Source organism: Paenibacillus rhizophilus, assembly GCF_003854965.1.
GTDB classification, from domain to species: domain Bacteria; phylum Bacillota; class Bacilli; order Paenibacillales; family Paenibacillaceae; genus Paenibacillus_AQ; species Paenibacillus_AQ rhizophilus.
Genome location: NZ_RQPI01000017.1, coordinates 1 through 12,615, shown reverse-complemented (window position 1 = coordinate 12,615; position 12,615 = coordinate 1). Strand labels below are relative to the sequence as shown.

Annotated in this window: 10 protein-coding genes; 8 read left to right on the top strand and 2 right to left on the bottom strand. The window is 39.6% G+C overall.

From position 1 onward, the window contains the following. Nucleotides 1–69 precede the first annotated feature (69 nt). The gene (locus EH198_RS20765; protein ID WP_185703001.1) at nt 70–561 is read left to right on the top strand and encodes an arginine repressor; all 492 of its coding nucleotides are present in this window, start codon (nt 70–72) and stop codon (nt 559–561) included. A 106-nt stretch (nt 562–667) separates the two neighbouring features. Here the strand turns inward: EH198_RS20765 and EH198_RS20760 are convergent, their stop codons facing one another. Further along, complete coding sequence (locus EH198_RS20760) at nt 668–1,093, bottom strand: very short patch repair endonuclease (protein WP_124697444.1); 426 nt, start codon at nt 1,091–1,093, stop codon at nt 668–670. 111 nt (nt 1,094–1,204) lie between these two features. Between EH198_RS20760 and EH198_RS20755 the strand changes: the two genes are divergently transcribed. Beyond that, nucleotides 1,205–1,630 (top strand): DUF3775 domain-containing protein, encoded by a 426-nt coding sequence (locus tag EH198_RS20755; RefSeq protein ID WP_124697443.1) that lies wholly within the window; start codon nt 1,205–1,207, stop codon nt 1,628–1,630. Nucleotides 1,631–1,717: 87 nt separating this feature from the next. On the opposite strand, the gene EH198_RS20750 is transcribed toward EH198_RS20755, so the two are convergent. Further along, complete coding sequence (locus EH198_RS20750; RefSeq protein ID WP_124697442.1) at nt 1,718–2,821, bottom strand: DNA cytosine methyltransferase; 1,104 nt, start codon at nt 2,819–2,821, stop codon at nt 1,718–1,720. Nucleotides 2,822–3,021: 200 nt separating this feature from the next. On the opposite strand from EH198_RS20750, the gene EH198_RS20745 reads away from it, so the two are divergent. The 6 genes from EH198_RS20745 (at nt 3,022) to EH198_RS20720 (ending at nt 12,220) form a co-directional block, all read left to right on the top strand. After that, nucleotides 3,022–4,170, top strand: a complete 1,149-nt coding sequence (locus EH198_RS20745; protein ID WP_124697441.1) for a DNA cytosine methyltransferase — start codon at nt 3,022–3,024, stop codon at nt 4,168–4,170. Next, nucleotides 4,157–6,691, top strand: coding sequence for a double zinc ribbon domain-containing protein (locus tag EH198_RS20740; protein WP_124697440.1), 2,535 nt, complete (start codon nt 4,157–4,159; stop codon nt 6,689–6,691). Before EH198_RS20745 ends, EH198_RS20740 begins: the two co-directional genes overlap by 14 nt. Then, nucleotides 6,692–8,422 carry a DEAD/DEAH box helicase family protein gene (locus tag EH198_RS20735; protein ID WP_124697439.1) on the top strand — a complete coding sequence of 577 codons (1,731 nt, stop codon included), beginning with the start codon at nt 6,692–6,694 and terminating at the stop codon, nt 8,420–8,422. Beyond that, on the top strand, nt 8,419–8,832 hold the full coding sequence (locus tag EH198_RS20730) for a hypothetical protein (protein WP_124697438.1): 414 nt from the start codon (nt 8,419–8,421) through the stop codon (nt 8,830–8,832). Before EH198_RS20735 ends, EH198_RS20730 begins: the two co-directional genes overlap by 4 nt. A gap of 24 nt (nt 8,833–8,856) precedes the next feature. Beyond that, complete coding sequence (locus EH198_RS20725; RefSeq protein ID WP_124697437.1) at nt 8,857–9,570, top strand: hypothetical protein; 714 nt, start codon at nt 8,857–8,859, stop codon at nt 9,568–9,570. Nucleotides 9,571–10,252: 682 nt separating this feature from the next. Then, the gene (locus EH198_RS20720; RefSeq protein ID WP_124697436.1) at nt 10,253–12,220 is read left to right on the top strand and encodes an ATP-binding protein; all 1,968 of its coding nucleotides are present in this window, start codon (nt 10,253–10,255) and stop codon (nt 12,218–12,220) included. Nucleotides 12,221–12,615: the final 395 nt, after the last annotated feature.

Genomic DNA, 12,615 nt, shown 5'->3' with positions numbered 1-12,615 from the left:
CTGTGCAAGCCTTAAATTAATGCATAGGCTGCATACTGAATTACGAAAAAAAATTTCTGGAGGACTATGATGAACAAAGAAAATGGACATAAAAGCCGTGCCGTGCGGAAACGACAGGAAGCGCTGGTGGACCTCATACTCGGTGGAAAGTACTATTCACAGCAGGCAATATTGGACGCATTGAAGGAAAGGGAGAAGAATCTGGACGAGGAGTTCGGCATTAGCCAATCGACGCTCAGCCGGGACCTGCAGGTGCTGGAGATTGACAAGTCATCAGAAGGCTTCTACGTGGTGAGCCCCAATTTGGAGGAAGATCGCAGGGGGGCGGCGTTGGATGGGCTGTTGGCTTTGGCGAACGCGAAGGCGCATCATCCGATTGATTTCACCTGTATTACCTGTGACGAGGGATATGAGAAGTTGGTAGCGAAGGGGATACGGGGGAAATACAAAGAAAAGGTGCTAGCAACAATCTGTGACGCTGGAAAAGTTCTTATTGTACATTCTCCGTCCGAGGGGGAAAATTTTGGGGACGATATAAATAAAATATTCGCCAAAGGATAAGAACTAACAGACATTCAACCATAATGTGGGAAATAGAGGCCGCAAAGAGGCTGACGTAACTTGGTGCAGGAAACTGGTCAATTTATGACCAAGACACGGAGATATTTCACCTCTTTGATAGATTACGGGCCGAATTTATAAAATCCATAATATCTTCTATCGTCCCATCGAAATCTTGCTTTATTTGATGCTCCCAAATTCTCAAAATATTCCAATCTTTGTCTTTATAATATTCCGTAACTTCATTATCTCTCCGTTTGTTTCTGGTGAATTTCTCTTTCCAAAAATCCTCATTGCTTTTTGGATATCTTCCGTGAATGTCACAATAATGCCAGAAACAAGAATCGATAAAAATCACTACTTTATATTTTTTAATTGAAATATCCGGTTTGCCGAACAGATCTTTTGCATTTCTTCTGAACCGCAATCCATTCCTCCATAATGCTTTAGAAACTAGCCCTTCTAGTATGGATATAGACTTTATTGCCTTCATATTTTTACTTCGAATTTCTTTTGATACTTTGTCAGCCATATAAATCCCCGCCTTAAAAGTACAATTTCAAAACCGCTACTCCTTATTGGAGTGGTAATTCAAAAATATGGTACAATAAAATTAATACATAAAAGGATAGGTGAGAAGTAAATGAGCTATTTAGGTAAAGAAGATATCTTTAGACAAGTGATTAATCTGGCAAAAGATTATCAAGAGTATAACGACAAATATGCTCTAAATGAATTCTCCACATCGGCAGAAGACTTTGAAAAACAAAAGAAGCATGGGCAAAGTCACGAGTATGCTGAGATTACGCGCAGAAAAGAGAAATTGTCGGACTTTTTGGATAGTCTTTCTTTAGATGATGTAAAAACTGTTCTAGTAGTCATGTATTTAGGAAGAGACGAACATTACGATCCGGACGCCTCATATGAAGAACGCTATGAATATATTAGAAAGGAGTTTGATACTGAAAGTTGGAATAATAAAAGTATTGTAATCAATCAAATAGCAGGAAAAGCCCCGCTTGCTGAGTATCTTGCTAATGGAGCGGAGATATTAGGCATTAATATATAAAGGAATGGGTATAGATTTCGGTATCAAGTATGCTGTTTACTTAATATTACCCAAAAAAACAAGGACGGGCAAAGGCCCGTCCTTGTTTCAATGTACTGAAGTTTTCTCAGGCTGTTTCGCGATTATTGCGTGATAATTATCCAAAACGGATTTGATTTGAACCGCCAATAATGAAGAGAGTTTGAAGGCTACTCCGTTGCTTACCATTTTGAACATCTTGTCTAGAGGAGTATTATCCATAAAGGCATACCAATCAGGGACTGATTGAAGACGCAAAGCCTCCCTTACTGAAAGCCGGCGGGGCAATGTTGGGTGTAAGTGAACTTCATTATTGCCATACGCGACAGTAGGGCTGTATCTGAAACGGTGCAGCCTTTTAAAAGATTTTCTTTTTACATCCCCTTCAGCGACTGTTTGGAACCTTTCAGAGTAAGGTGTGAAATAAACATGATTACGTAAATTTGACATCTCTGACTCGTTTCCAATGGCAGAATGAACAGTTAACTCATAAGGAAGGTTCATTTGTTCAATAAATTCGTATTCATCAAGGACGGGGACTGCATCACCGGTCGTTGGCCATTCAAAATCCTTTTTAGGATTTTCGTAGGTCTGGACAGGCCATTGAAAAGCGTCAGATCCACTGTCATTTAAAGTTTGAATAATTTGCTTTTTAAAACCAACAATGAAAACCCGTGATCTGTCTTGGGGAATGCCATAATCAAGTGTATTTAGCACTTTAAAGTACACTTCATAACCCAATTCATTAAATTGATGAATAAGAGGCTCCAGAGCTTCTTCCCGGTGTTTTTTTGTTCTATAAAGCGCGGCAACATTTTCAAACACAAAGAACTCTGGGGCCAAACGGGAGATTTTATCTAAGAAATCCCATACCAGTTTTCCGCGTTCCCCGCTGACCCCAGGACTTTTGGAGTTGCCTATCGAGTAATCTTGGCAAGGAGGTCCACCGATGATACCTGTAGTTCTCGGTATGTCTGCCGGATCTACCGTTGTAATATCGACCGCCTGCACTGGATTGTCGGCAGTACCGTATCTTAATTGGTGATTATAATTATTAGCTTCAGCAAAATATGGAACTAATTCTGCCCCCCAAATCACCTTAAAGCCGTTTTCAGAGAAGCCGAAGTCAAGGAATCCAGCTCCAGAGAATAGTGAAACGAGAGAATATGACATTATGTTTTACCGCCTTTCTTGTAAGTATGATTATGAATGAATTTGAACAATCAATCAATGTTTTTTCCTACCACTCTCATAAAAAGGATAGTATAATGAGGAATATACGTTCCCATTTCAGAGAATTGAAAAGTAGCTAAGAAAGCATTCCATATTGATAAATACGTGTAATGAAATAAGACTAGAGGGAGAGTCAGGTTATGCCATCTGAGAACAATACCTTCTTAAACTCTGTAAACCAAAATTCTCAAATACCCATCCTCTCTTTTTTCACTGGAGCGGGGTTTCTTGATATAGGCTTTATGCAAGCAGGGTTTAAGACGATTTGGTGCAATGAATATGATAAGAACTTTGTAAAAAGCTTTGAATATGGCCTCGCCTCCTTAACAGGTATAGAACACAGCGTTTCAAACACCAGCTCAATAATTGAACTTGGACCTAACCAAATTGCAAGAGAAGCATTTAACAATACACAAATACCAGAAGTTTTTGGAATGATAGGAGGACCTCCATGCCCAGACTTTTCTGTAGGTGGCAAGAACCGGGGCCGGGAAGGGGATCATGGCAAGCTTTCGCAGGTGTACGTGAATAGAATTATTGAACTTCAACCAACATTCTTTCTTTTCGAAAATGTTCCTGGCCTGCTCAGAACTGCAAAACATAGAGAATTCTTCAAGCTCTTAAGAGAACAGCTTTCTGCTGATTACATAACGGACTTTCGTGTGCTGAATGCCCTTGATTTTGGCGTGCCTCAAGACCGGGAGCGTGTGATAATGATTGGAGTCAAGAAGAAGTGGTTACAGAAGAAGCTGGGTTTGAGGAGAATTCCTTCAGATTTTCAATGGTTCGAATGGCCCGAGGATGAACGTTATAATAACGCTAAAACAAGGTTTGAATGGCCAGAAGCGACACCATTTGGCGGTGAACCTGACAAGCCGGAATTGATTCCAGATGAGTTAATGGTAGGGTCCATTATTTGTAATCTTGAGGAGATGGCTCAATTGCCAAATGGTCTGGAGTCTTTTATTCCTTTAAGTGATAAGTTCATGATTATTCCGGAAGGGGATGTCTCCAGAAAAAGTTTTAAGAGACTCCACCGTTGGCGTTACAGTCCAACGGCGGCTTACGGCAATAATGAAGTGCATTTGCACCCTACTCAGCCCCGGCGGCTTACTGTAAGAGAGGCCTTGCGGATACAGAGTGTTCCTGACATGTACATTATGCCTGACAATGTTCCATTGACCCATAAGTTTAAGACCATTGGGAACGGTGTTGCAGTAAAATTAGCAAATGCTGTCGCGGAATCCATCAGAAAAATGATTGAGGAGGAGCCAAATGACGTTAAATAATAATTTTTTTGATTTTACCCCTGATCCGAAAGTGCTCATCGCCTTAACCCATACACCAATGATGCCGCTTGATGCATTATGTGAGATTGTGGATAATGCCATTGACTCTTTTACAGCCGCAAAATTGATGGGCATTAAAATTGAAAGTCCCTTAATCTCTGTTGAGCTTCCTAAATTATCTGAACTTAATAAAGATACAGGAAAAATCAGGGTTCGTGACAATGGTCCTGGACTCAGTGCTGAAATGGCTGAAAGGGCCATTAAAGCAGGATTTTCAGGTAATAATCCATACGACAGCCTCGGTTTATTCGGTATGGGTTTTAATATCTCAACCGGTAAGTTAGGGCGGTCGACACGGCTTTTAACAGCCAGAAAAGATGATTCTTCTGCGATTGATGTTGTTATTAACCTGGACCATATTAATCTTACAAAAAGCTATCAATTACCTTTTAACAGGGTCGACAAACCAAAGGAATTACAGAGCGGTACTGTTATTGAAATAGATCAGTGGTGGCCAGAGGGAAACGCAAACAGCCATTTTGTAAAAAGGCTTGTACAATATGGTGCTGCAACAGTAAGGTCAGAGTTAGGACGGCGTTATGCCAGTATTCTCAGAAAACGGGAGATAAGACTGCTTATTAACGGGGAACCCTGTGAGCCGTTTGAACACTGTGTTTGGGGACCTTCGAGATTCGTAGAGCGGAGAATCCATGGCCGGATTCCTGCAAGGTTTGATTTTGACCAAACTATAGGTACACAACGCCGGTGCGCAAACTGCACTGCCCTTGTATCAATGGAAAATTTAGAATGCCCTTCATGCGGTTCTTCAAACATCCGGAGTATTGAGGAACGTATAAAGGGGTGGGTGGGCATTCAACGGTTTGATAGTAACACTGAATATGGTGTGGATTTAATCAGAAATGGCCGATCAATTCGTATAGCTGAAAAATCTGCTTTTTTTGAATTTACGGATGAGTTCAAAAAGACGGTTAAAGATTACCCGATTGATGGAGCTGGAAGAATTGTCGGCGAAATTCATTTGAATCATGTGCCTGTTGACTTCTTGAAGCAAGATTTTCAACGCAGCAGTCCTGAGTGGCAAAGGGCAATGAGTTTTCTTCGCGGTGACAGCTCCCTTCAACCCACCAAGCCAAACGCAGATAAGAATGACAGTTTCATTTACAAATTGTATCAAGGCTATCGTCGGGTGAGAACCCCAGGCAGGACAGATATGTATATGGGTTACTTTGACAAGGAATCAAATAAACCTGAACGCCTTTCCCGCAGTGATGAGCAAGAGTTCTACGATAAATTTCTGCAGAGGTTACCTGGTTATTATGATGATGCTGAGTGGTGGAAGAAGGTTGAAGAAGCTGATAACCCGCCTCTTGAGGAACTTATCGAGTGTCCCGGATGTTCAGCACAAAATCCAAAAGATTACGATATGTGTATAGTTTGCGGGCACGTTCTAATTGAAAAAACTTGCCTTAATCCCGATTGCAGAAGGGAAATCCCCAAATCAGCACAGTCCTGTCCCCATTGCGGAATTTCTCAATCTCCCAAAATGGAGGAGCCTTGGACGTGCCAGGTTTGCGGAGGGCGGAACAGGGCAAATGACCTTCATTGTAATTCCTGCGGGGAAGTTAAGGGTAGAGAGAACCCTGTATCATTAGAATATATGCTGGCTAATTCAAATAAATCAGATGAGTTGTCCTATCCAGGATGTTCAATTCAGCTGGCTGACGGCAGCTATAGTTCGCCCATAAATGTGGACGTCTATGTAACAACCCACGCTATTATACCTGCCGGCAAAAAGGAAGGTATACCTCTAATTGCTTTTAAAGATCAAGAAATAATTATCTTCGTTGACAGGATGCATAAGGTTTTTAAATCTTTCCGTGTCCGTGCAGAGCAACTTATTGCCGCAGAAGTGGCGCTTTATATTTATGACGTAAACCGGAGATTATCAGTAAAGCAGTACCAGGGAGAGCATACACTTACAAATATTGAATGGAAAATATTAAATGCCAGATGGGCGAATAAGTTGGAGGATAACTCGGATAAAATCCGGGAAGAAATTATCTCTTTCTTTGTTTTGATTAAAGAACGGCTGACAATTCTGTTGGAAGGTATTTCTGTGGATGTATATAACGAGCTCACTGAAGAACAGATTAAGAATTTGGTTAACAACATGCTTAATAACGGGGTGGATATAAGCCTTATTGGTGAGATGAAAAATAATGGGCAATTTATAATTTATTTAGATGAGTCGGCAATTACAGATATCTTTAAAAAATATTCTGAGGTATTTTTTGATGGGGGGATTTGGGATGTGTCATATTCACGTTCCGCTGAACTTAGTGGAGACGTACTCATCCAAGCTCAATTAAGAATCCGGAGTTTATATATGAATTGTCTGAACGACATTACAGACTTCATCAGGTTTCGTATTCCGGAGCCGGGTATTGCTCTTAAAACGCGGTTGTCACTTGAATATTTACAACAAAAGGTAAGCAAATAGATGTTTATTACTGCAGAAGCCCTCAGATCTGGTTCTTGGCAAGCGTTCGAAAGGGTAGTCAGCCGCTTATTAGCTCATGAAGGGTATCAGGGCATCAGGCTTGTTGGTCAGTCCGGTGACAGGGGGGCTGATGTCTTAGCCCACCGTGCTGGTAAGCGCTGGTTATTCCAGATGAAACATTGGCGTAACAGAGTTGGAATGGAAGTAGTGGATCAAACTCTGGAATCTCTTAGAATATACAGAGCCCAAGTCCCTGTAATAGTTGCTTTGAACGGTTTCGAAGCAAAAGTGAAAGAACAACAACAGGTGTTGATGAGCAGAGGCATCCCTTTACAACTCTGGGATGTCAATATTCTTGTGGCAAGGGCTGAAAAATTGCCTTTATTAAGCGCATCAGATAAAGAAGTGCGCCCTTATCAAGAGGATGCTATTAAAGAAATTTTGAAAAACTTTAATAATGGAATAAACAAAGCTCTGATTGTGATGGCTACAGGATTGGGGAAAACATTTGTTGCCAGCGAATCTGTCCGCAGAATAAGTGCGCTGGCGCCTAAACGTATTTTAGTTATTGCACATACCAATGAGCTTGTGTATCAAATTGAACGTGCATTCTGGCCCTTTTTGAGTAAATATCAACAAACTGTTGTCTGGAACGGTCATGAGCAGCCAGGTATGGAACAAATCAGCACTGCAAGTGCTGTATTCGCTTGTCTGAACACTGTAGCCGATTTTTTTGACCGCCGAAATGAACTGCCCCATTTCGATTTAATAATTATCGATGAGTGCCACCATGTTGGCGGTAAAATGTACAATACAATTCTTGAAGAGTCAAAGGGAGGCCAAGAAGGAGGACCCTTCCTCTTGGGTCTTACAGCTACCCCCTGGAGGCCAGACGAGGTTGAAATATCTGATTATTTTGGTGAACCGGTAGTTCGGATTGATATTGTAAACGGGTTGAGAAAAGGTTTTTTGTCAAATGTTGACTATAGAATGTATACTGATAATATAAATTGGGAAGCTCTTTCAAAGCTGGACGGAAAGAAATTCTCCCCCCGTCAAATCAACCGGTCACTTTTTATTTCAGAGTGGGATGATGCAGTTGTGCACGAATTAAAACGAGCCTGGTTAGAACAAAAATCACCCCGGGCAATCGTTTTCTGTGGGACCATTGACCATGCATTAACGATGCGTGACAGAATTAATGCTCTAGGCTTTTGTAACGCTTCAGCTATTTACTCACAAACAGCAACAGGCCGTATCATGAATCCGGTTGAGCGTAACAGAGTGCTTTGTGATTTCCAAGATGGTGCCGTTGACGTTCTTTGCGCAGTTGATATTTTAAACGAAGGAATAGATGTGCCGGATGTTAACATTATAGTTTTTCAGCGTGTGACACACAGCAGACGGATTTTTATTCAACAACTAGGCAGAGGACTTCGCTTATCCAAGGATAAAGATAAAGTAATTGTGCTTGACTTTGTATCAGATATTAGAAGGTTTGCAGCGGGTATTTCATTGAAGGATGGACTCTCAGAAGATAGCCCATCTCCAGGGAAACCCTTAAGAATAAGTTTGCAGCATAAGGTTACATTCAGAAAAGTTGGAGGGGAAGATCATAAAACTGAAACTTTTCTGAGACAATGGCTAGAAGATGTCGCCGCAGTAGAAGGGGCAGGGGAAGACACTAGCATTTTAAAATTTCCGCCAGAGATGCCAGGAGGTAGAATATGACTTTTGATGAACTGTTAAATGAGATTGATAAGCTTGTTGGCTTAGAATTGAAGAGTATTGCCAGAGCTGAAGGAGTAGAAATTACTGAGGTTGATCGGGAGAATAAAATGATATACATGGTTACCCTCGAAAAAAGAAAGAAGAAGAAATGGGGTTTTGATAAAATAGAACTTATTTGGGAAGAACTTTGCAATGAACCTGCGGTCCATGTGGAAAGTGTGCTGAAAGGCTCTAATTCAAGTAGGAGTCAACCGGAAACAATACTTGCTAATTTACCAAGCGTCGAGTGGCTTAAAGTAAATAAACTAAAGCATCTATCTTTATCAGGTGATTCTACGCGCAAATATGGTACAGTGCAGAAGATGGATGATTCTAAGGCTGAGAAAATAAAAGAAAAGTATAAAAATTAATATAATTTAAGCAAGGGGGATATAATGACTTTTGAGGACCTGTTAATAGAAATTGAAAAACTTAATGGACTTGAATTAGATAGTATTGCTAGGGCTGAAGGCATAAAAATCATCAAAGTTAACCGATCAACAAAGAGAATTGAGTTAATTACAACAGGTTCCGGTAAAGAGCTGTCCCGGACTTTTGACGAAATAAAAAAGATCTGGGATAGACTCTGCAAAGAACCTGCCGTTCATGTAGATAGTGTGCTGAGCGGATCAAGTTCAAGTCGAAGCCAGCCGGAGACAATTTTTGCGAATTTGCCGAATGTGGAGTGGCTTAGGTTTAACAGTAAAAAACATCTCACTTTGTTGTCAGAACCTACACATGATTACGGCACACTTAAGAAAATGGATGATATTGATGCAGAAAAGATTAAGGAAAAATTAAGGGATTCAGCGGCTGTTACATCAGAAATTTTGGTTGTTTCAGACGGCCTTAAAACTGCATCAGAGGTATTTGAAAGTGCCACGGGTTTGAAATTAGAACCGGTAGAAGCCGGTATTTACAGAAAAGTTAAAGATGGCACATGTTATTGGGTTACCTCTATTGATCAAGTTACGGGTCACATTGAACCAGGAACTTATCCTATAGTTAAGGGAATAAGCAAGCCGCAAACCGGACGTATAGCTTTTAATGGACAAGAGTATTTTCTTGTTCAAGGTGGGGGCTTGAAAGTGCTCACTTATATTGAATAGCACCTATATAAGGGCACCTAATTAGGTGTCCCTTTCTTTTAAAGAGGAGGTATATTTTTTGCAAGATCGTAGAAACCATTATAATCCTCAATTCTAACTTAAAGGGGTTCCTAGTTTTAGAGTGGAGTAACCCCACGAGCCGAGAAACTCCCCAAGGGTACTTTCAATGATTAAATTTAAGTAATGATGAATAGTGTAGTCGAAGTTATAATTGGAAGACATGAATGGAAGTTTATTGGATTTTTTAATTCTAATAAAGATGCTATATAGGAGTGAACTAATGAATTGAATTACATAAAGGAGAAAGTAACGGAGGGAGATTTTTGGAACTGGAGGAGCGGTAGCGGCCGCCTTGTCTGCGGATTTCCACCGCAAACTGCGGTATAAATCAAGAAATCTACAGACAACAGCGGCTGAAAGTTCAAACATTCACCTTAGTTACGCTAACACTCTCAAAAGATCAGATCTTAAGTTCAATCTATATAGTTACTGAGTTTAGACTACTTTATCAGTAACTTGTTCAAGTTGTTCTAAATTGTATTTAGAAGGGTTATACTATTTAGTAGCAGTGGTTGGCATGAAAATACTATGAGATACAATAAATACATACAAATGGGACATCTTAAAGAAATATAATATGGCAATCAGCGATACATGAAATAACTATTTATGGAGGTGGAGTATGAATAAGTTTGAAGCTTTTGACCCGTTGCAAGTAAAGCAGTCGGCTACCTCTGATGTAGCAGCTAGATCCCTAAAGAGGGAAATTAGAAACATCCTGAGTTCTTATGTAGGATGGTATGACCCTTTTGCAGAACTAATCCAAAACTCTTTAGATTCGTTGGACGAGAGAGCGCTTCAGGAAAATGTCGATTATATACCACGCATCTGGATAACTGTTAATATTAATGATAATTATTTGATTGTAACAGATAATGGCGTGGGTCTTAATGAACAGAAATTCAAGTCATTTCTGGCCCCTGATTTTTCTTTTAAATCTGGGAAGACACGTGGACATAAGGGTGTTGGGGCTACTTATTTAGCTTATGGTTTTAATTTTATCCAGGTAAGTACAAAAGCAGAGGACTTCACAGCTATTGGGAAAATGGTGGATGCCCGAAAATGGCTGAGTGATGAAAATCCATCAGGCAATCCCCAGGTGAAATATGATGAGACTGGTGCATTAGATCCGATTTTTAACGATATTGATAAAGGTGTATCAATTTATTTGAAATTCGATCAGCATACCCATCCAAAAGACTTAAGTTGGGTAAAAGCTGATACAGCTGATGCGTGGTTGAAGATTCTATCGGTGAAGACAGGGCTAGGGGCATTCTTCCCAAATAATAATATAAAAGTAGAATTGACCGTAATCAAAAAGAACGGTTTAAAGGATTTTGTTAAACAGGATGGCATTGAATATTTATGGCCAGAAAAAATTGTTAGAAAGGCAGCTTCATATAAACAGCTGGATCAGAAAAGGAAGGAACTTTTTGAAAAAGGAAAGGATATTCATAAATTACCTTCACCATTAAAGGATTTAGACGTATTCTATGGAAAATGGTCAGAAGAAGAACTGGTATCTCTACTGAAGATCGTTGATAAAGATGAGTTGGAAATTTGTACAAGATACACACCAACTGTTTACTTTGGATATGCTTATTCTTTGAAAGTTTGGGACACGTTTAACAAGGCATTAAACATAAGGAGTAACTCGAAAATATTATTCGGTGGAATTCAAATAGCTGCTAATAATATGCCTCAAGGCGATATGATCCAAATTCCCTTGCTTAGAAATATAGGAAGACAAAATCAAGTGCACATGGTTTTTCATTTTGATAATTGCAGTGCTGATTTAGGTAGAAAGGGTTTTCAAAGTGAAATTGTAGAATTTACAAAAGAAATCTCGAAAAGATTAATTGACGGACCATTACAGAAACTAAAATACTGTCTGAAAACTAACACCGGTGCTCCACCAGATTTATTTAGAGAAAAAGAAGTAGAAGATTGGAAAGAAGAAATGGCAAATTATGAAAAAGAACACCCGCTGCAGCTAATTAGCAATCACTTTTTCTTGCCTTTAAGAAAGATATCAATAACATCGACACCATCAAGGGAGCAAGATGTTATTGCATTGTTTAATCAAATGATCGCTGGTGGTGTAATTAGAGGTATCAGAATAATGTCTACTAATGAAAGATTCACATATGATGGCTTATTTAAAATTATCGTCGAAGAGCCCATTGAAAACCACGTATATAATGAAGTGACTAATCCGCTTGGAGTATTGACTGAAAATGTTGAATCGATAAAAAACTTTCCCTTTATAAGTAAACCAAGAATTTTAGAATATAAGTTTTCGCTTGATGGATTAATAGAAAATATGCACGATGGTTCAAAAAATTCAAACGATATTGGATTAGCAGTTGTGTGGGAGACAGGTGAAAGTTATTTGGGAAGTTATAAAATAACCTCACTATTAGATGAGAATAATTTATCTTTAAGACAATACCATGGACTGACACACATTATGACAAACATTACATCAGGTCAAAGGGAAATGGATTTAATTGTTCTAAGTGAATTAATTGAATATCTAAATGATCCTAAAGTAACTCAACAAAAGCAGATTGAGAAGTACGAGGATTGATGAACATTTTCCAATTAAAAGACACCACAGTGGTGTCTTTTTCTGTCCGTAGATTAATAATTCAAGGCTATAGTGGCCTTTTATCTCCATCTCTTTTGGTCAGTGCGCAAGTATTTATGATGAATGGGAGAATAAACAGGGCTCTATCAAGCTGGGGAAACGGCTCCCTCAAATCCACAATATGGGCCCATACCCAGTTCTTGTTTTACTTTCGGCGAGCAAACGGAGAGTTTGAGAATATTTTCAACAATTAATACATGTGTTATTGTATGGTGCTACACGATGTCAAGACAGTGAATTTGAATTCTTTAAGGTGTGAAAATAATTACAAAGTCAGTGTACCACCCGGGGAACAGGTGGAGGGCAAAGCCCAAGCGAAGGCGCGGGAGGGGAAC

Excerpts from the sequence above, each read along its gene's own strand:
- EH198_RS20765 (WP_185703001.1), top strand. The coding sequence starts at position 70 with ATGAACAAAGAAAATGGACATAAAAGCCGTGCCGTGCGGAAACGACAG.
- EH198_RS20760 (WP_124697444.1), bottom strand. The coding sequence starts at position 1,093 with ATGGCTGACAAAGTATCAAAAGAAATTCGAAGTAAAAATATGAAGGCA.
- EH198_RS20755 (WP_124697443.1), top strand. The coding sequence starts at position 1,205 with ATGAGCTATTTAGGTAAAGAAGATATCTTTAGACAAGTGATTAATCTG.
- EH198_RS20750 (WP_124697442.1), bottom strand. The coding sequence starts at position 2,821 with ATGTCATATTCTCTCGTTTCACTATTCTCTGGAGCTGGATTCCTTGAC.
- EH198_RS20745 (WP_124697441.1), top strand. The coding sequence starts at position 3,022 with ATGCCATCTGAGAACAATACCTTCTTAAACTCTGTAAACCAAAATTCT.
- EH198_RS20740 (WP_124697440.1), top strand. The coding sequence starts at position 4,157 with ATGACGTTAAATAATAATTTTTTTGATTTTACCCCTGATCCGAAAGTG.
- EH198_RS20735 (WP_124697439.1), top strand. The coding sequence starts at position 6,692 with ATGTTTATTACTGCAGAAGCCCTCAGATCTGGTTCTTGGCAAGCGTTC.
- EH198_RS20730 (WP_124697438.1), top strand. The coding sequence starts at position 8,419 with ATGACTTTTGATGAACTGTTAAATGAGATTGATAAGCTTGTTGGCTTA.
- EH198_RS20725 (WP_124697437.1), top strand. The coding sequence starts at position 8,857 with ATGACTTTTGAGGACCTGTTAATAGAAATTGAAAAACTTAATGGACTT.
- EH198_RS20720 (WP_124697436.1), top strand. The coding sequence starts at position 10,253 with ATGAATAAGTTTGAAGCTTTTGACCCGTTGCAAGTAAAGCAGTCGGCT.